16 protein-coding genes are annotated in these 19,355 nt (G+C 66.3%); 9 read left to right on the top strand and 7 right to left on the bottom strand.

What is annotated here, in order from left to right; all coding sequences use genetic code 11:
• Positions 1 to 139 precede the first annotated feature (139 nt).
• Genes KF833_01110 through KF833_01100 form a run of 3 tightly spaced genes read left to right on the top strand, consistent with a single transcriptional unit; the run spans position 140 to position 2,444 of the window.
• On the top strand, positions 140 to 802 hold the full coding sequence (locus tag KF833_01110; protein ID MBX3743883.1) for a prepilin-type N-terminal cleavage/methylation domain-containing protein: 663 nt from the start codon (positions 140 to 142) through the stop codon (positions 800 to 802).
• On the top strand, positions 799 to 1,488 hold the full coding sequence (locus KF833_01105; GenBank protein MBX3743882.1) for a hypothetical protein: 690 nt from the start codon (positions 799 to 801) through the stop codon (positions 1,486 to 1,488). Before KF833_01110 ends, KF833_01105 begins: the two co-directional genes overlap by 4 nt.
• 17 nt (positions 1,489 to 1,505) lie before the next feature.
• Entirely contained in the window at positions 1,506 to 2,444 is a 939-nt protein-coding gene (locus KF833_01100; GenBank protein MBX3743881.1) for a hypothetical protein, read from the top strand.
• A gap of 8 nt (positions 2,445 to 2,452) precedes the next feature.
• Here KF833_01100 and KF833_01095 read toward each other — a convergent pair whose 3' ends face one another.
• Together KF833_01095 and KF833_01090 are read right to left on the bottom strand one after the other, a co-directional pair.
• Positions 2,453 to 3,622 carry a hypothetical protein gene (locus KF833_01095; GenBank protein MBX3743880.1) on the bottom strand — a complete coding sequence of 390 codons (1,170 nt, stop codon included), beginning with the start codon at positions 3,620 to 3,622 and terminating at the stop codon, positions 2,453 to 2,455.
• Positions 3,623 to 3,628: 6 nt separating this feature from the next.
• Complete coding sequence (locus KF833_01090) at positions 3,629 to 5,248, bottom strand: MBOAT family protein (GenBank protein MBX3743879.1); 1,620 nt, start codon at positions 5,246 to 5,248, stop codon at positions 3,629 to 3,631.
• Positions 5,249 to 5,509: 261 nt separating this feature from the next.
• Between KF833_01090 and KF833_01085 the strand changes: the two genes are divergently transcribed.
• On the top strand, positions 5,510 to 6,370 hold the full coding sequence (locus KF833_01085; GenBank protein MBX3743878.1) for an FKBP-type peptidyl-prolyl cis-trans isomerase: 861 nt from the start codon (positions 5,510 to 5,512) through the stop codon (positions 6,368 to 6,370).
• 297 nt (positions 6,371 to 6,667) lie between these two features.
• Here the strand turns inward: KF833_01085 and amrB are convergent, their stop codons facing one another.
• The 4 genes from amrB to KF833_01065 form a co-directional block, all read right to left on the bottom strand.
• Positions 6,668 to 7,480: an AmmeMemoRadiSam system protein B gene (gene amrB / locus KF833_01080; GenBank protein ID MBX3743877.1), complete on the bottom strand. Its 813-nt coding sequence runs from the start codon at positions 7,478 to 7,480 to the stop codon at positions 6,668 to 6,670.
• A gap of 41 nt (positions 7,481 to 7,521) precedes the next feature.
• Positions 7,522 to 8,916, bottom strand: coding sequence for a Gfo/Idh/MocA family oxidoreductase (locus KF833_01075; protein ID MBX3743876.1), 1,395 nt, complete (start codon positions 8,914 to 8,916; stop codon positions 7,522 to 7,524).
• A gap of 678 nt (positions 8,917 to 9,594) precedes the next feature.
• Complete coding sequence (locus KF833_01070; protein ID MBX3743875.1) at positions 9,595 to 10,749, bottom strand: Gfo/Idh/MocA family oxidoreductase; 1,155 nt, start codon at positions 10,747 to 10,749, stop codon at positions 9,595 to 9,597.
• Between the two features lies 1 nt (position 10,750).
• Complete coding sequence (locus KF833_01065; GenBank protein ID MBX3743874.1) at positions 10,751 to 12,079, bottom strand: AGE family epimerase/isomerase; 1,329 nt, start codon at positions 12,077 to 12,079, stop codon at positions 10,751 to 10,753.
• Between the two features lie 552 nt (positions 12,080 to 12,631).
• On the opposite strand from KF833_01065, the gene KF833_01060 reads away from it, so the two are divergent.
• Entirely contained in the window at positions 12,632 to 13,294 is a 663-nt protein-coding gene (locus tag KF833_01060; GenBank protein ID MBX3743873.1) for a hypothetical protein, read from the top strand.
• 475 nt (positions 13,295 to 13,769) lie between these two features.
• On the opposite strand, the gene KF833_01055 is transcribed toward KF833_01060, so the two are convergent.
• Complete coding sequence (locus KF833_01055; GenBank protein MBX3743872.1) at positions 13,770 to 13,946, bottom strand: hypothetical protein; 177 nt, start codon at positions 13,944 to 13,946, stop codon at positions 13,770 to 13,772.
• Between the two features lie 2 nt (positions 13,947 to 13,948).
• Between KF833_01055 and KF833_01050 the strand changes: the two genes are divergently transcribed.
• From KF833_01050 to KF833_01035, 4 genes are all read left to right on the top strand, one after another.
• Positions 13,949 to 14,611: a hypothetical protein gene (locus KF833_01050; protein MBX3743871.1), complete on the top strand. Its 663-nt coding sequence runs from the start codon at positions 13,949 to 13,951 to the stop codon at positions 14,609 to 14,611.
• Between the two features lie 262 nt (positions 14,612 to 14,873).
• Positions 14,874 to 17,594, top strand: a complete 2,721-nt coding sequence (locus KF833_01045) for an alkaline phosphatase family protein (GenBank protein MBX3743870.1) — start codon at positions 14,874 to 14,876, stop codon at positions 17,592 to 17,594.
• Between the two features lie 23 nt (positions 17,595 to 17,617).
• On the top strand, positions 17,618 to 18,523 hold the full coding sequence (locus KF833_01040) for a hypothetical protein (protein ID MBX3743869.1): 906 nt from the start codon (positions 17,618 to 17,620) through the stop codon (positions 18,521 to 18,523).
• Between the two features lie 9 nt (positions 18,524 to 18,532).
• The gene (locus KF833_01035) at positions 18,533 to 19,288 is read left to right on the top strand and encodes a copper homeostasis protein CutC (GenBank protein ID MBX3743868.1); all 756 of its coding nucleotides are present in this window, start codon (positions 18,533 to 18,535) and stop codon (positions 19,286 to 19,288) included.
• The last annotated feature ends 67 nt before the right edge of the window (positions 19,289 to 19,355 follow it).

Raw genomic sequence — 19,355 nt, 5'->3', positions numbered from 1 at the left:
CAGACCCGGAGCCCGACCCGGACCGAGGCCCTTCCGAGAGGGATCGCAGGGTAGGTGGTCCCGAGGGGGAGGGGCATGCTGGATCGCGGCGGGGAGTGGGGCAGGTGAGATTATGAAGAAGGGTACGAAGGGCAGGGGGATGTCTTCCGGAGATTCCCAAGGATTCACGCGGAAAGGGTTCACGCTGATCGAGTTGCTGGTGGTGATCGCCATCATTGCGATTCTGGCCGGGATGTTGTTGCCGGCGCTGAGTCAGTCCAAGGCCAAGGCCAGCCAGATCCACTGTTTGAACAATCTCAAGCAGGTCGGGTTGTTTGCGCTCCTCTACGCCGACTCGCACGAGGGTCGCATTCAGATTGCCGCGCCGCTGGACGTGCAGTTTACGTGGGGGGGGTTGCTGTACTCGAACCAGGCGGCGGGATCGCGATCGATCTTCCTCTGCCCGTCCTACCGGCCGCGTGACTTCACGAACTGGTTCCAGACCTTCGGCGTGTGGTCGGATCCGCCGCGGGAGGTGACGACGGGCGAGTTCAACGAGAATGTGGTGGTCACGGCGGTTCCCAATCCGACGGAATACGTCCATCTGGCGGATACGACCAGCCGGGGACGGCGGGGAATGGGGGCGGTACAGTTTCACAACTTCCGGACCAACGCGACGGACGAGGTGCATGCACGCCACAACCGTTCGGCGAACGGGTGGTTCTTGGACGGGCATGCGGAAGGGATGAACCGGGCCCGGCTCGAGGCGTTGCGAATTCCGGCGCTGTTCGGGCAGGACACCATTCCCGGGTATTTCCCGTGACCCCGCCAAGGAGGATTCTGCTGGGGGCAGGGTTGGCGGCGGTCGCGGCGGTGGCCCTGGTGCTGGTGCTGCGGCCCTCGGGTCCGCGGGGCGAGGCTCTCGATGCCCGGCAGCGGGCCATGAAGTTGCTGGGAGAGACCCTCGCCGGGATGCGTCCGGGCAGTCCCGTGCTGGTGCTGTCCAATCCGTTCGCCCGCGATTCGGGGCGTCGCGATGACACGGGGCGGTTCGAGCGGGCGGGAACCCGGGGCCTGCGGGAGGGGCTTGGATCCCGGTCGGAGTTGAAGGTGGTCTTTCCGGAGATCCGACCGGAATACCACACGGATCCCGCCTCCGTCATCATCCCGCCCGATTCACGGACGCCGTTGAGTTTCCTGGTTGAGCCCGCCTCGGTGGACCGGCTGGCGGAGGAGCATCCGGAGTGCCGGGTGATTGTGAGTTTGATCGGCCTGCCGATTGGCGTGGAGGGATTGAAGGTCTGGGAGGAGGGTGATCCGCGCGGATTCGGTCTGCTGCTGCCTGACCTGCGTGTGCTCGGGTCGCCGGCGCGGGCCGCGGCGGCGTTCCGGAGTGGCAAGATTCTGGCGGCGGTGGTGGTGGATGCGCGCACCGGGGAGCCGCTGATTGTCACGCAGGACAATCTGGCGGAGGTCCTCGAAGGCCAGCCGAAGAGTCTCGGTTATTGAAACTGACCCCGCATCGCATGAAGAACCGTGTCGTTTCCCTTCGGCTGAGCCTGTTTGCCGCCGCCGTGGTGGCGTCCGCCTGCGCCTCCGCGCCGGGCCAGACCCTGTCCATCAGGGTGGACAGTGAGGGCGCGTTGCTCATCGGGGCCGAAGGACCTCCGGAGACGCGGTATGTGCTGCAGGGCAGCGGGGACATGCTCCAGTGGGAGGACCTTGATGACGCCGTATGGAGCCAGTCATCGCATCGGATTGAGGAGCCGGGCGGGCCGATGCGTTTTTACAGGCTGGCGCCGTGGACGCCGCCGGCCGGGCCGATCACGGTGGTGTTGACCGGCGACTCCACGGTGGCGGACTTCACGAGCAATCTCAGTCACTTTCACGGCTGGGGACAGGGGATGTACGGGTATTTCAAGCCCACCGCCCGGGTCGTGAACCTCGCGATGCCGGGTCAGAGCAGCAAGTCCTTCATGAGTTCGGCCGAGCATGCGCAGATGGTGGCGCTGCGTCCGGAATACGTGCTGATACAATTCGGGCTGATCGACGAGTTTGGCTCGCTGCCGACGCATACGACCACCCTGCCGGAGTTCGCCGAGTACCTTGGCATGATCGTCCGGGATATTCGGGAGTTCGGGGGTGTCCCCATCCTGCTGACACCGCCTGCGCGGAAGCTTTTTGATGCCACAGGCAAGCTGATACCGATCTACCAGGATCGCTTTGCGGTGATCCGGAACGTGGCGACGGAACTGGATGTCCATTTCATAGATCTCAACCAGCTGAGTTCGGACTTCGTCAACGGGCTGGGCGAAAGCGGGAGCGAGTATATCTGGTGGCCTGGCAATTATCTTCATTTCTCCGAGGCCGGTGCGGAGGCGTTTGCGGGGCTGGTGGTTCGGGCGTTGCCGGCGAGTCTGCGGGCGCATGTGGTGGAATCCGGAGAGACGCCCGCGCAACCGTGACCGGTGGATTACGGTGCCGGGGCGGGCAGTTCCGGGGGCAGCGGTTCGAGGCTCCAGCCCTGGACGCCGAGGCCGATGTCCCGTTCGACGAATTCCCAGAGGACCACGGACTTGTTTCTGAGGAAGGCGGGTCGGGCGCGAAGTTCACGGCGGACGAGCGTGGAACCGCCGCCATCGTTCACCAGGGCCATCAGCGGTTGCCGGAGTTCCCGGGCGAGGTGGGCGACGAAGCCCGCGGATCCGGGTTCGTCCTGCTGGTAGATCCGCATGAAGCTGTCGCCCAGCACGAGAATCTCCGCCTCCGCCGCATCGGTGTAGGGTTCTCCGGAGTCACTGCGGATGATCTGGAGGGTCGGTACGGCCTCGGGAGCGATGTGCTGGGAGATTGTCGGCACCTGCAGCATGCGCAGGACATCTCCCAGGCGTTGAATGGGAGCCGGACGTTCGTCGTAGCGGACCTGGCCCTGGCGGACCCAACCGAGTTCGAGCAGGCGCCGTGCGGCTTCCCGGGCGGCCAGGGTCACACCGGCGGGGGACCAGTGGGTATCCTGCGCCAGGTACAGGGGTGTTTCGGCTTCAGGATTGTCCTCCGCTCGGGCGCGGGCGAAGAGTTCGAACAGGTCGATGACCTCGACCCCGGCGGCTCGGAGACGGTCGAGCACCTCGCGGGTGCGGGGGGCCATGACGGCGCGGAGGGAGGCGGAGCGCGGGGTGAGACGGTCCGGATAGACGCTTTCCTTGTTGGGCGCGGGCATCAGGATCAATCGGATGCCCCGCTGCGCGAGTTGATCCCGAAAGTCGAGGATTGCGGGAAGGGGATCGTTGGTGGTTCCGCTCCGAAGGGTGGGGGAAGGCCGGGTCAGGAGGTAATTCAGGCCGGGCGTGTAGAAGTACCAGCCGTCCTGTCCGATGATCGCCTTGCTGCCGCCGTCCCTGAGCCACTCGAACTGGGCGAACTGCATCCAGGGCCGGCTGGCCCTGGCGGCCCAGTTCGCCTCCTCGAGACCGTGCTCATAGGCGCGCAGGTTGGGGGCCGAGGGGACCTGGCTGACGATGTCGAACACCCGGAACCGATCGTCCCGGACCGCCTCGATTGCCAGCTGGACGGCCGGCACGCCGCCGATGACGGCGAGGAAGGCGAGGATGAGGGACCAGCGGGGATCGCGCAGACGGTTCACGGGCGGTCAGAACTGGAAATAGAGGAACGGGTTGAAGTCCTGTGAGAACATGGCCATCAACGAGAAGGCGAAGAGCGGCAGCAGGAGGGCAATCCTTCCCCAGGTCACCGGTGCGGAGGCCCAGTCATGAGCCTGGAGCGGTTGAAAGACGAGCATGGTGCCGATGGCGAGGATGATGAGGCGATAGGGCGTGTAGATGCTGGCGGCCATGAGAGCGGCGACCTCGTGCGGGGAGCCGAGACCGAACATGGCGCGATAGAGTTCGAGGGCGTCGGTGAGAGTGTCGGCCCGGAAGAGGACCCAGGAGAGGAGCATCAGGACGAACGTGAAGCCGATGCGGAACGGTCTGGGACAGGCGGCGTAGACACTCCGGCGATGGCGCCATCGTTCGAAGGCAAGGAGGAGCCCGTGGAAGGCACCCCAGAGCACGAAGTTCCATTTTGCGCCGTGCCAGAGGCCGCCGAGCACCATGACAACGGCAAGGTTGAAGTAGGTGCGGGTCTCCCCCTTCCGGTTGCCGCCGAGGGCGATGTAGAGGTAGTCGCGAAGGACGCTTGAGAGGGAGATGTGCCAGCGCCGCCAGAGGTCGGTGATGCTCTCGGACCGGTAAGGGGCGTCGAAGTTCTTGAGGAACTCGAACCCCAGCATGCGGGCGAGGCCCACGGCCATGTCCGAGTAGCCGCAGAAGTCGAAGTAGATCTGGAAGGCGTAGGCCACGACACCCACCCAGGCGTCGATCGCGTGGGGTTGGGCGGCTGCGAAGACCGTGTCGGCCACGTGGCCGCAGGGATTGGCGAGGAGGATCTTCTTTGCGAAGCCGATGATGAACAGGGCCACGCCGGAGGCGAACCGCGAGACGGTGTGTTCGCGTTCGTGCAATTGGGCGGTGAGTGTCTTGTAGCGAATGATCGGACCCGCCACGAGGACGGGAAACAGGGCCACGAAGGCGGAGAAGACGGAGAACGACTTTGCCGGCGTGGCGTGTCCCCGGTAGAGGTCGAGGATGTAGGTCAGGGAGTGGAAGGTGTAGAACGAGATGCCGATGGGGAGGACGACCTGCAGGACCTGGAACTGCCGGGCGCCAACGGACGCGAGCATGGCGTTGAGGGTCTCGGCGGCGAACATGTAGTACTTGAAGAACCCGAGGATGCCGAGATTCGCCACCACACAGGCGAGGACGGCGCCGCGCCGCTGCAATCGTGTCGCTCCGGGCCGGGTGATGACGCGGCCCCAGATGAAGTCCATCACGGTCGTGAACAGCATCAGGCCGGCGAACCAGGGTTCCCACCAGCCGTAGAAGACATAGCTGCCCACCGTGATCCAGGCATTGCGCCACCGGAACGGGAGATTGTAATAGACCAGCAGGAAGACAGGCAGGAAGTAGAAGACGAATATCTGGGTGGTGAAGACCATGACCTCGGCCGGGAAGGGAGTCAGCGGCCGGTCGCGGAGTCCGTCACGCCGCCGTCGTGCCGGGGACCGCCGGGGGGCATGGCGCCGGGGCGGCAGGGCACCGACTTCGACGGCCGGCGGTTCGACAACCGATTCATAGGGCGGGCACTGGATACCCCAGGCGACGGCGGAAGGTCCAGAGTGTTGATACCCCGGACGTTGAAGGCGGTGCATCCCGGAGTTGTGGGAGGGGAGGCAGCGAATCGGAGGGACGAGTTCCGCGAGTCCTCAACCCAACGCTGCACACCGTTTCGGGTACGCGATGGGTGGGGGATGAGGTTGTGAGGTCGGCAGGGGAGTGGCGGGATGGGGTGGGGAATCGCGCAGCCCGTCCCTCCGGAGTGAAGGGAAGGGGTGAACGCGGCAGGCGGGGTTCCGCGAGGCCGTCGTTGAAATTCGCGGGCGGGTGTGGACAATCCGCTTCTCATGATTGCGATGCACCACGTTTTGACTCGTTGTTCGGCTGTTGCGGTTGCAGCGGCCTGTCTGGGGGCCACGGCCGCCGAGATCCGGTCTGCGGCGGATTTGAAGGACGCCCGGCAGAAGGCCAGTTACGGCCTGGGCGTGCAGGCGGCGAACCTGTGGAAGAGCCGGGGGGCGGAGTTGGACTGGGACGCCTACATGCGGGCGGTGCGGGATGTGAACGCGGACGGGGATCTGCTGCTGGATGACGCGGCGATCCGGGAGGCGATGATGGAGTTTCAGAAGGAAGTCCAGGCGCGGTTCGAGGTGAAGAACCAGGAGGAAGGGCTCAAGAACCAGGCGGCGGGGGAGAAGTTCCTGGAGGAGAACAAGACGAAGGAGGGGGTGGTGACCACCGCCTCGGGGCTGCAGTACAAGGTGCTGAAGATGGGCGAGGGTGTGAAGCCGGCGGCGACGGACAAGGTGACCGTGCATTACACCGGCACGCTGATCGATGGGAAGAAGTTCGACAGTTCGGTGGACCGCGGCCAGCCGGCGACCTTCCCGCTGAACGGGGTGATCAAGGGTTGGACCGAGGGTCTCCAACTGATGTCCACGGGGTCGAAGTTCCAGTTCTACATCCCCTCCGAACTGGCTTACGGCCAGCGCGGTCCGGCCAGCATCGGGCCCAATCAGGTGCTGATTTTCGATGTGGAATTGCTCGATGTGGAGCGCGCCGCGCCGGCCCAACCGGTCACCAGCGACATCATCAAGGTCCCGTCGGCTGAGGAACTGGCGAGGGGGGCCAAGATCGAAGTCATCAAGGCGGAGGACGCACAGAAGCTGATCGAGCAGGAGCGCGCCCGGCAGCAGGGCGGAAATCCGCGCGAGTAGCGGCGGGGACGAGACAGCGGGGGCGGGGGCGGGGGGCTTCCCGTATCCGCGGCAGCGAATCCATGCAGGGGTTCCACGGGCGTTGTGGCGCTGGTGGAACCCCTGATGGCCTGGGGTTTGCGATGAAGCGGGAAGGAGAGATGCGATCCGGCGCGGACGAGATCACCCGGTTGTATGAGGGGCTTGCGGAGGCATGGGACGAGGAACGCGGGGGCGATTTGGGGATTGGGCGTGGGTGGAGTTGGGCTGGCTCAGGACGCGGAGGGCGGTCTTTCAGCGCCGGCTAGCGTCATCCTTTCATCCTGGGCCGAAGTGGAAGGCTCCATAGCCGACCACGCTGTCGCGGGGGCCTTCGGTGTCCCCGGAATTGCGGAGGTCCACGGTTTTGGCGATCAGGCCCCGTTGGGCAGCCGCCGCGAGGAAGCCGCGGATGATGCGGTACCCGCAGGCGCGGGAAGGCGTCAGGGGCTGCGGTTGGAGGTCCTCGATGGCGTCGGCGGTGGATCGGTCCAACGGACGTGCCTCCTCGGAGGGGAGGTAGTGGCTGAGGTCGGAGCTGAGAACGAAGCGGGTTTCGGCGTCGCCCCACAGGCGATCCACGGCGGTGCGGACGGCGTTGTCGGTGGCCCGACCCACGATCAGGGGGACGATGGTGAAGGTGGGAAGCAACCGCTGAAGGAACGGCAGTTCGACTTCGATGGCGTGTTCCCGGCAATGGGCCACGTCGAGGGTATGGATGTCGGGGAGTTCGAAGAGGGATTCGACCGCACCAGGGTCGAGGGGGACGGTACCCAGCGGGGTGGCGAAGGCGGAGGCGTCGGGGAGGGCGATCCCGTGGAAGTTCACGAAGTGGGATGGACCCAACAGCACGACGCGCTGGATGGAGGACGGCTGCGAGGCCCAGGCGGCGAAGGCGGACCCGGCGATCGGACCGGAATAGCGATAACCCGCGTGGGGTGCGATGACCGCCTTGGGGGCGGGGAGGCCCCCGGGGGAGGCTTCCGCGAGGAAACGTTCCACCATTTCGCCGAGATGGATGGGTGACGATGGGTAGAACCGGCCTGCCTGTGCGGCGGGTCGGGTACCAGCGGCATGGGGGTGCGGCGACATGGGCGGGGGTCGAACCCGCCGGGACCGGGCGAAGCCGGGTCTCAGGCCAGGGCGTCGGCCGGATGCTTCCAGGGTGCGCGGTACGGGCGCCGGAGCAGGGCGGTGGCCTCGGCGTCGTTCGGGACGATCCGGCGTCGCGGGTCGTAGGCGAGAGGGCGGCCCAGTTGCATGGCGAGATTGGCAAGCACGCAGCTCGCGGTGGAGATGTGGCCCTCCTCGATGTCGGCGACCGGCCGGCCGCGCGTCCCGACGGCCTGGAGGAAATCCTTCATGTGGGCCCGGGTGGCGGGAGCCGCGTGGAGTTCGATGTTTTTCTCTGTGACGTCCTCAGGGAACTGTTCGCGTTCGAAGACGCAGTCACGGCGGATGGGTTGGCCGTCGCCGCGGGGGATGAAGTCGTACCGGGTAACGCTGGCCTTGAGGGTGCCCTTGTCGCCGTAGAGGAAGAGGGCCCAGGGGTAGTCGGGGTCGGGCGGGTCGCCCCAGGTGCGGTGGTTCCAGACGACGTTGAGACCGGGATACGCGAAGGTGGCGGTCTGGGTGTCCGCGATGTTCGATTTGCCGTCCTTCTGGACGAAGATGCCGCCGCTTGAGGAGATGCGGGTTGGCCAGCCCAGGCCGAGCATCCAGCGGACGGTATCGAGCATGTGGATGCACATATCGCCCATGATCCCGTTGCTGTATTCCATGAAGGTCCGCCACCATCGCAGGTGGGGGATGCCGTCGTAGGGGCGCAATGGGGCGGGGCCGGTCCACATGTCGTAGTCGAGGAAATCGGGGACGGGTTCGACGGGCGGATTGCCGTTGGCCCGCATGTGGTAGTAGCAGCAGATCTCGACGTGCCCGATGGTCCCGAGACGCCCGGCGTCGATGATGTTCTTCCTGGCTTCGACGAGGTGCGGGGTGCTCTTGCGCTGGGTGCCGACCTGGACCACGCGGCCGTGTTTTCGGGCGGAGGCGAGGATGGCTTCGCCTTCGAGGACATCGACGCCGATGGGTTTCTGGAGGTACACATCCGCGCCGGCCTCGATGGAATCGATGGCGTGGAGGGCATGCCAATGATCGGGGGAACCGATCACCACCAGATCGAGGTCGCGTTCGGCGAGCATCTTGCGGTGATCGCCATAGGTGCGGGGTTTCTTGCGGGACTTCTGGCGCTGGGAGATCAGATCTGCCGCCTCGGTGACCATGTTGCGGTCGGGGTCGCAGACGGAGACGACTTCGACAGGAGCGACCTGGATCAGGCGGAGCACGTCACTCTTGCCGTACCAGCCCGAACCGATGAGGCCGACACGGAACGGTTTGGGTTCGGCTCCAACCACCGGGAAGCGGGTAAGGGCGGCGGCCCCAAGGGCCAGGGCACCCGCCTTGAGGAAGCCGCGCCTGGAAGGGGTGATGGGGAGCGATGAACGCGAGGAGGACGAATCGGTGCACATGGCCGTCATGGGATACGTCGAGGTGACAGGCCCAAGGCTATCGCCCGAGGTGGTGGAAACCAAGTGAAAGCGGGCGGCGAAGGGCGGCATTGGGTGCTTGGGCGTGTTTTCAGTTTCAGATTGTCGCACCAAACCTCGAAGCCCGCGGCCCCAATCCAAGACAAGAGACAAAAGAGCCAAAAGAGACCGGCAGCTCCAAAAAGAGACCGGCAGCTCAATATTGACGACCAGCGATAAGGATTCTTTCGGCAACCGGAACTGCCGGGGTGCCGGGGGGGGGCATCTGGCTGGGCTGGGCTGGGGGTGTCAGCAATGAAACGCCTGACCTATTGTCTTCGACCCGATCCCCCACTGTCAGCAATGACATGCCTGACCAATAATTAGGAGGAGTTCGTGGCGGAGTAGGTGGATGGGATTTCCGGTGGGGCCAAGCTGGGAGAAGCGGGGAAGCGGTGTCAGCAATACAATGCCTGACCAATTGCTTTGGTTTCTTGTTTGTTGACCGCCGCCGCCGCCGAGGGCGGATGGTTCGTGCACTTTGAAATTGCCGGGGCTGGAAGGGGTGCGAACCGCGGATGGAATTCTCCGGGGTTCGCGACGTTGGTGGGGCGGGGCGTGGGCGGGGCTTACGCGCCCGCGAAGAACTGCGTGTGGCCTGGTTTGGGTGGCGGGGGCGGGTCAGACCTTGACCCAGCGGCGGGTGGTGCCGCTCTTGAGGATGGCGTCGCAGACCTTCACTTCGTGGTGGCCGTCCTCCACGGTCGCAAAGAGGGCGCCCTTGCGGTTGCCGGCGGCGATGGCTGAGTAGATGGCGCGGCAGTTCATCTTGAAGGTGTCCGGGAATCCCTCGGCGTGGCCGCCGGGGTAGTCGGAGAAGCCGGCGATGTCTTCGAGGAAGCCCGGGGAGCCGCGGAGGGAGGTCTCGTTGGCGCCGTCGCGGGAACCGTAGTGGAGGGTGTTGGGTTCCTCGGAGTTCCACCAGGCGGACTTCTTGGATCCGTAGATTTCGAGGCGGAGGCAGTTCTTTCGACCGGCGGCGACCTGGGAGACGTTGAGGCTGCCGAAGACTCCGTTGGTCCAGCGAAGGAGGACGGCGGCGTAATCCTCGGTCTGGACGGGATAGGTCTCGTACTTCTGGTTGGCGGAGGCCTTGGAGTAGGTCTGGACCTCGCCGATGGGGCGGCGGCGCTTCTTGTGGAGGGTTTCGAGCTGGGCATAGACCTGCTCGATGCGGGTGCCGAGCACGAAGGAGGCGGCATCCATCCAGTGGGTGCCGATGTCGGAGACGGCGCGCAGGGCGCCCCCCTCGTTCGGCAGCAGGCGCCAGTTGTAGTCGGTGTCCTTGAGGAGCCAGTCCTGCATGTAGGAGCCGTTAACGTGGAAGATGTCGCCGAGATCGCCGCGCTGGACGGCGGCGCGGAGCTGGAGGATGGCGGGGTAGAAGCGGAGGTTGTAGTTGACCGCGAAGATCTGCCTGGGCCGGGTGGCGGCGAGCTTGAGGAGCTGGGCGGTTTCCTTGGAGGTCATGGCGAGGGGTTTCTCGCAGATGACGTGTTTGCCGGCCTTGAGGGCGTCGCTGGCGTGCTGGGCGTGAAGTTTGTTGGGGGAGGCGATGTGGACGACATCCACCTCGGGGTGGGCGACCAGCTTGCGGTGATCGAGATCGGTGATGGCGTTGGGGATGCCCCACTTGTCGGCGACGACCTTGGCGCGGTCGTTGTCCACGATGGCGCGGACGGGGATGCCGAGGCGCTGGAGGGCTTCGATGTGGGCGGGTCCGATGAAGCCGGTGCCGATGATGCCGGCACGAAGGGAGGTGATGGGTTGGGACATGTCAGTTGGGTTTGGGTTGAAGGGTCTGGAGAATCTGGGAGCTGAGGAGGAGGGCACGTCCGCTGTGGTAGGCGCCCTGCCACATGGAACTGCGGGAGGGGTTGGGATGGGCGGAGCCGTTTTCGTTGAGGGTGGCCCACCAGCCGCCGTCGGGGGCGATCTGGTGCTGCTCGATGAAGTCGAGGGTGCGGGCGAAGGCCTGGTAGTGTTCCGGCCGGCCGGTGATCCGGTAGAGTTCGAGCAGTCCGACAAGGGCCTCGGCCTGGACCCACCATTCCTTCCGCGTGTCGTCGGCGGGCTGGCCGGCTTCTCCGGCGTAGAAGAGGCCGCCGTGTTCGGTGTCGTACCCGTACCGGAGCGTGTACTCCGCGAGTCCGCGGGCCCAGCCGTGCAGCGGCACCTCGGGGAGGCCCAGGGCGCGGACGGCATCGAGGGTCAGCCACAGGCATTCGATGTCGTGGCCGTAACTGGCCCGGTGATTGCCGGGGCTGTCCACCGGCCGCCAGTCGGGGGTCCAGCCGTCGAGGTTGAAGCGGTATGCCGGGTGCTGGACGGTGAGGGTGTTGATGCGGATGAGTTCCTCGAGACGGACGCGGAGTTGGGCGTCGGGCCAGACCCGGTAGAGGGCGGCGAAGGCTTCGAGGAGGTGAAGGTGGGTGTTGTAGGTCTTGGTGCCGATGGCGCCGATGTAGGCGGATTCGGACGGGTTGGTGACCGGGCGCCAGTCGGCATGGAAGAACTCGATGTAGCCTCCATGACGGGGGTCGTGGGCGCGCTGATCGAGGGTGCGAAAGAGATCCTGGGCGCGGCGGAGGACAATGCGGTCGCGGGTGGCCCGGTGATAGGCGACGAGGGCGTACAGGGCGAAAGCGTTATGGTAGGCGTGCTTCCGGGTGTCGGTGGGGACGCCGAGGTCGTCGGTCTTCGAGAAGTAGCCGCCCAGGCGGACGTCGCGGAAGGCACGTTCGAGGAAGACGTACCCTGCCCAGGCCGCTTCGAGGCAGCGGGCGCGGTCGTGGTTCCCGGCGGCGAGCGTGGCGAAGAACCAGAGCTGACGGGCCTGGAGGGTGAGGAACCTCTCGCCTCGATGCACGAAGCGGCCATCGCGCCAGTCTTCGAGGTAACCGCCATGGACGGCATCCACGCTGCCGGGGAGGTAGAAGTTGAGGACCGAGCGGTTGAGGAGGTTGCGGCAGCGTTCGGCCTGACGGCGCAGCTCCGTGGCGTCGGGATGAGAGGCCGGCGGCACCTCGGCGGAACGGACCGGGACATCGGCCGAAAGGAAGACAAGCAGGGCGGCGAGAGATGCCTTGAGCCAGGACGGGCGCATGCGCGAATAGTGGACGCCTGCCTACGAGGAAAGAAAGCGCGGGTCAAGCCTGCGGGGCTGGGCCAGGGGCCTTGCCATCGTCCCCAAGGATGACCCGAGGTGGTTTGGACAGGATTCACAGGATCACGTTCTTCCCAGCCCTCTCGTGGAGTTGGAGGCCCGGATCGGATCGAATCCGCCGGGCGGGGAAAGGGACGATGGAGGCCCGGGCGGCGTTTGGGCGGGCTTCCGGCGCCCGGATCCAAAGCGGTGCGGAGCCCCGCACTCCACATTGCGAGCGTGCGCTCTTGAGGACGCACCATGACCGGCGGCGGCGGGAGCGGAGAATCTGAGATGCGCCCGGGTGGCACGCGCCTGGGCGTAGCACATTCACTTATAGACGATAGTTCGGCGGGGCTGGGACGATATGGAATTCGTGCCCGGGAAGGAGGTCGTGCCGCCCTTCGTTGCCGGCCGACCTTGAGAGGGGATCGGTAGGACCGTCGGTGCGGAAACGTTCCAGGGCGCGGTGCCAGTCCAACGCATGATACCCCTGAACCAACGATCCCATCCATGACTTCCTCCTCCTCCTCCTCCCCTTGCACGGCTGTTTCCGGTATCCGGGGCTTGCCGCTGGTTGGCAGCACCCTTGTCGGTCTTGCCGCGGCCGGATCCGCCCAAGGCACGGTCGTCTTCACCGAGGTCACCTCAGGCGGGACCATTTCGAGCGGCAGCTCTCTCTACTTTGACCTGGGTGAGACCGGGGGACCGGGCGCCTGGTCCAACAGCAGCTTCGCTGGAGCCGATTTCCAATTTTTATTTGATTACGGCAATTCGGGCAAGCCTACCATCTTAGCGCCGACGTCCGGCCGTTCGTTTCAAACACAGAGCGGCTACGCCGCCCGCGTCGAGGCTGGCGCCGCGATCGGTGAATCGGGAAGCTGGAGTACATTCAACTACCTCAATTACTCGGGCTCCAACAACGCCAACTGGCCGGCCGGTCAGCGTGGATACATCGGCCTGCGGCTGACCGACGGGGCGGAGACCCGGTACGGTTGGGCAGACGTGGAATACACGGCGGGGATGCAACTCACGCTGTACGGATTCGCGGTGGAGACCACGCCCGGGGTGGCGATCCAGGCCGGGGTCATTCCCGAGGTGAAGGAATCCGCCCTCGTCATGGCTTTACTGGCCGGGAGTGCGGCCCTTTACCGGCGACGGCAGCGGGCGCGTTGAAGCGGTGCATGCCGGAGTTGTGGGCGAGCATGCAGCGCATCGGAGGGACGCGTTCTGCGAGGCCTCAACCCAACGCTCCACACCGTTGCGGCCTCGTGGAACTCGGCCCTCCGATGCCACGCTTCGCGAGGCTCGTACCTCTCCTCACAATTCCGGGATGCACGGGAGTGGCACGGGCGCATCTCAAGGAATCGCAGCGAGCCTGGTTGATGTTCCTCCCAGTCCCCCCGTGGAGTCGGTAGCCCGGATCGGATCGAATCCGCTGGGCGGGGAAAGGGACGATGGAGGCCCGGGCGGCGTTTGGGCGGGCTTCCGGCGCCCGGATCCAAAGCGGTGCGGAGCCCCGCACTCCACATTGCGAGCATGCGCTTTCAAGGACCCACCATGACCGGCGGAGGCGGGAGCGGAGCATCTGAGATGCGCCCGGGTGGCACGACATTTCCCGATGGCACGCGCCTGGGCGTAGCAGATTTACTTATAGACGATAGTCTGGCGGTGCTGGGACGATGTGGACGTCGTGCCCGGGCAGGAAGTCGTGCCGCCCTTCGGTGCCGTCCAATCTCCAGAGGGGATCGGGAGGGCCGTCGGTTCGGAAAAGTTCCAGGGCGCAGTGCCAGTCCAACGCGTGATACACCTGAACCAACGATCGCATCCATGACTTCTTCTACCAGCTCCACCTCTTCCACGGCGGTGCCCGGTAACCGGGCCTTGCCGCTGGTCGGCAGCACCCTTGTCGGTCTTGCCGCGGCCGGATCCGCCCAAGGCACGGTCGTCTTCACCGAGGTCACCTCAGGCGGGACCATATCGGGCGGCAGCTCTCTCTACTTTGACCTGGGTGAGACCGGGGGACCGGGCGCCTGGTCCAACAGCAGCTTCACTGGAGCCGATTTCAGGTTGATCTTTGATTCTGGCATTTCGAACAAGCCTGCCATTCTAGGGCAGCCGACCGGCCGGTCATTTCAAACACAGGGTTCCTATGCCGCCCGTGTGGAGGCGGGCGCCGCGATCGATGGATCAGGAAACTGGGGTACAGGCAACTACATCAATTCGTACGGTGGCAACAACGCCAACTGGCCGGCCGGTCAGCGTGGATACATCGGACTGCGGCTGACCGACGGGGCGGAGACCCGGTACGGATGGGCGGACGTGGAGTACACGGCGGGGATGCAACTCACGCTGTACGGATTCGCGGTGGAGACCACGCCTGGGGTGGCGATCCAGGCCGGTGCCATTCCCGAGGTGAAGGAATCCGCCCTCGTCATGGCTTTACTGGCCGGGAGTGCGGCCCTTTACCGGCGACGGCAACGGGCGCGTTGAAGCGGTGCATCCCGGAGGTGTGGGCGAGCAGGCAGCGAATCGGAGGGACGACTTCTGCGAGTCCTCAACCCAACGCTCCACACCGTTGCGGCCTCGTGGAACTCGGCCCTCCGAAGCGCCGCTTTGCAAGGCTTGCACCTCTCCCGACAACTCCGGGATGCACGGGCGTTGAAGCCGGGCGGTCCGGCTTGTTTCAAGGGACCCTTCCGGCCATGAGCATCGATTCACTCGGCAGGTTGCCCATGGGGTTTGCAACGGAGTCATGGTGAGGGCCGTCCGCAGGGTGATCCTGGTCGGCTGGGACGGCGCGGACTGGCGGGTTGCCGAGCCGCTGATTCGTGCCGGGCAGCTTCCCCAACTGGGGCGACTGGTCCGGGAAGGCGTCACGGCGCGGCTGCGCAGTCTGCCTCCGTATCTGTCGCCGATCGTCTGGACCTCGATGGCCACGGGCAAGCGTCCGCATCGGCACGGGATCCAGGGGTTCGCGGAGGTCCATCCTGTCACCCGCCAGATCCAGGCGGTTTCGAGCCGGTCGCGGCGCTGCAAGGCGGTCTGGAACATTCTTTCCGAGGCGGGCCTGGGCAGCCATGCGGTCGGATGGTTCGCGTCGCATCCGGCAGAACCCCTTCACGGCGTCAGCGTTTCCGAGGCGTTGGTGCGTCCGCCGACGGCCCACGACGCGCCGTGGCCCATCCCCGAGGGATCAGTTTTCCCGGCGGAACGACTTGCCGGCATGGCCGAGTGCCGGGTCCGGCCCGAAGAACTCGATCCCGCCCTACTGGATCTGCTGGTTCCGCGCTGGCGTGAGCTGGGAACCTCCCTTGGCGGGGCGATACCGACGCTGCTGACCCGACTGGCCGAGCTTTACACGGTGCATCATCTGGCGGTGAGCCTCGTGCGGGACGAACCGGCGTCCTTTCTGGCCGTGCACTACCATTTCCTCGACTGGATCGGGCACGACTTCATGGCGTACCGTCCGCCGTTTCGGGAGGGGGTGGATCCGCGCGCCTTCGAGTTCTTCCAGGATGTCGTGGACAACGCCTATCGCCTTCAGGATCTGCTGCTCACGGACCTTCTCAACGCCGCGGGTCCCGACACCACGCTGGTGCTGGTGTCCGATCATGGGTTTCACACGGACCAACGCCGTCCGCTGGGGACCTCGCGGCTCGCGACGGCCGCGGCCGCCTGGCATCATCCGATGGGAATGCTGGCGATGGGAGGGCCGGGGGTTCGGGCGGGGGTGACGTTGCGGCGGGCCAACGTCCTCGACGTGACGCCGACGGTGTTGTCGCTGCTGGGACTGCCGGTTGCCGAAGACATGGACGGGCGACCTTTGTGGCAGGCGATGGACGTTCCGACCGGTCCGGGGACGATTCCGACCTGGGAGGGCCGGGAGGGCCGGTTGCAGTTCCCCCCGCCCTCGGTGATGGAGAGCGAACCGGGGTCTGCGGCCCTGCTCGATCAGTTTGCCGCCCTTGGGTACCTTCGGATGCCGCGCGGGGAGGATCCGGTGGCGTTTGCCGAGGTGGAGACGGCATGGAACACGGGGGTGGGACTGATGGATGCCGGACTGTACGAGGAGGCGTTGCCGCATCTCGAGAAGGCCTGCTTTCACCGGCCGGAACAGGGTCACATGGCGTTTCAACTGGCGCTGTGCCAGATCCGCCTGGGGCTGGACGTCGAAAGCCGGCGCACGGAGGAGGTCATGCGGGACGCCGGCGACGGGAATCCGAGGGCCCGGTTCATCCTCGGGCAACTTGAGATGGCTCGTGGAGATCACGGTGCGGCTCTGGAACATTTCGAGGCCGTGCGGGCGTTGGCGCCGGATCTTCCGGAACTGGCGACGCAGACGGGATTGGCCTGCCTGCATCTGGAACGGTGGGACCGTGCAGGGGAAGCCTTCGACCGGGCTCTCGAGCAGCAGTCCGACGATCCGAGGGCCTGGCTGGGACGGGCCCGCGCGAGTCTCCGGGCGGGTCGATGGGGGGAAGCGCTGTCCCAGGCGGAGAAGGCGGTGGCGCTCGACGACGACGAAGCGCTGGCGCATCTCACGGTTGCCCAGGCGGCAGAACCGCTTGGCCTTGGGGAGCAGGCCCTGGCCGCATGCATGGAGGCGTTCGATCGCCAGCCCGCCCTTCTCCAGCCGATCCAACACCTGCTGGAACGTCTTCCCAACTCCCTGCCCGGATTGACGAAGCGGTTGGAAGTCCTCGAGGAACGGGAACGCCAGCGCCTTGCTCAGGGCGTTGCCCAAACTCCGGTTGCGACGCTGCGCGAGGCGGCAGCCCGACGTCTGGCCGAAGCCGTGCGCCAGCGCGCCGCCCTGCGCGCCTCCCGTGTTCCCGTGGAGCGGTGGCCGATGCCGCCTGCGCCAGGGTCGTCCGGCCGCACCATTGTGGTGGTCACGGGGCTTCCCCGTTCCGGGACCTCCCTGATGATGCAGATGCTCCGGCTCGGCGGGTTGGAACCGATGACGGACGGGGTTCGGGCCGCGGATGAAGACAATCCCGAAGGGTACCTGGAATGGGAGGCGGTGAGGGACCTGCCCTGGCGGCCCGACCTGCTCGATGACGCGGAAGGGCGGGCGGTCAAGGTGGTGGCCCCGCTGCTGCCGCACCTGCCGGTTCAGCATCGGTACCAGGTGATCGTGATGGGTCGTCCGGCGGAGGAAATTGCCCGGTCCCAGGGGCTCTTCCTGGAACGTCGGGGCGGAACGGCGGCACCGGCATCGTGGATGATCGAATCGTTGCGGGAACACCAGGCATGGTTGCGTGCCTACGTCGCGCGGCACCCGCAGTTTGAGACCCTGACCGTCGAGTATCCCGAACTCGTCGCGGATCCGGGACCGTGGGTGGACCGGCTGTCCGCCTTTCTCGGGACGGAACGCCTGCCTCATCCTGCGGCCATGCGCGACGCGGTCCGGCCGGAACTCCATCGCAACCGGGTGACCGGATCCCCGGATGCCGGGGGAAGCGACGCATGAGGGTCGTCCCGCCTGGTTTCGAGGTGCGAGCGCCCTGGCCGGACGAGCTCGACCGGTTGGGGGACCTTCTCGACACGGAGGGCTTCCGAACGCCGCCCCATCTGCGGGTGCTCGTGGCGGCCGATCCAGAACGACTGGTCGGTGCGGCGGCCTTGGAACCCGGGGCGGGTACCGGAGCGGCAGGCAGACTTCAATTGCGGATCCGACCCCGCTTTCTGGAGGCGCCGGCCGCCGCTTCGCTGATCGACGCTGCGGCGACGATGGCCCGAGTCCACGGCCATCTGCCCCTGGAGATCCAGGACCGGCGGGAACGACTGCCCGGAAGGCTTCTGGAGCAGGCGGGATTCGTCCTCCACCGGACCGAGCAGGTCTGGGAGATGCCGACTGCCGGCCTCCATCGCCGCGTGAAGGCCGTGCTGCCGTCCTCGGTCCGGCGCCTGGAACGGCTTGGCACCGTCTGGCACGGGATTCCCGCCAACGAGCACGTCGAGGCCATGGCCCGGTTGCTGCGGGACCATGGTCTGGCGGGGGAGGCCGGCATCGGGTTCGAGGACGAAGCCGCGTCGGCACCGGACGGACGACCGGCCGGCGGGAACGCGATCGAGCGATTCGACCGGGCGCTCTCCCATGTCGTGTTCGTGAACGGAGTCCTCGCCGGGGTGGTGTTGATCCAGGACATCGGGGCATCCCGTTGTTTTACGAAGTACCGGGCGGTGGCGCGGGAATACCTGGCCCATTCCGCGGCGATCAATCCGACCCTGATGAACGGGCCTCTGGAGGTTTTTCCAACCCGGGGCATCACCCGGGTACTCCTCACCGCGCAGGTTGGGCGGCAGGACGAGACCGCCCAGATGGCCCGACGCAGCGGCGGGTGCCTGCTGCAGACCACGGACCTTTACCGGCTCGATCGGGCCGGCGGGTCCCGGTAGGCTTGGTCCATGGCAGCGCGCGTGCAGTTGGAGATCTGTGTGGATTCGGTCGAGTCGGCCGTGGCGGCGCAGGCGGGCGGGGCGGACCGGGTCGAGTTGTGTTCGGCCCTGTTCGAGGGCGGGTTGACGCCCAGCGCGGGTCTGATCCGGACGGTGCGGGAGCGGTTGAGCATCCAGGTGGCGGTGATGATCCGGCCGCGGGGAGGGGACTTCTGCTACACCGATGACGAGTGCGAGGTCATGGAGCGGGACATTGCGGTGGCGCAGGAGTTGGGGGCGGATGTGATCGTGCTGGGGTTGCTGGATCCGGAGGGGGCTGTGGATCGGGAACGGACGGCCCGGCTGATGAAGGCGGCGGGCCGGTTGCCGGTGACCTTCCATCGGGCGTTCGACATGGCGGCGGATCCGAATGCGGCGCTGGATGCGGTGCTGGAGTTGGGGGCGGCGCGGTTGCTGACATCGGGACAGGAGCGGACCGCGGTGGAGGGGATGGAATTGATTGCGGACCTGGTGCGGCGGGCGGGGGACCGGTTGAGCATCATGCCGGGGGGCGGGGTCACCGAGCGCAATTTGGAGAAGATCCTGCGAACCACGGGGGCGCGGGAGATTCATGGATCGGCCAGCGCCATGCGGGACAGCCGGATGCGGTTCCGCAACGGGCGGGTGGCGATGGGGGCGTCGCTGGGGCCGCCGGAATATGGGATCAAGGTTTCCAGCGAGGCGCGGGTGCGGGCGTTCCGGGACCTGGCCAGCGGGGCGGACTGAAGAGTCATCGGCCGATGAACGGGCGGGAGCGTGGCTGCCCGGGGGGGAGGGCTGCGGGACGGGGTGC

This window comes from Verrucomicrobiia bacterium (genome assembly GCA_019634625.1).
Classification (GTDB): Bacteria; Verrucomicrobiota; Verrucomicrobiia; order Limisphaerales; family CAIMTB01; genus CAIMTB01.
The sequence above is the reverse complement of the archived record's forward strand: the minus strand, read 5'-3'. Positions and strand labels throughout refer to the sequence as shown.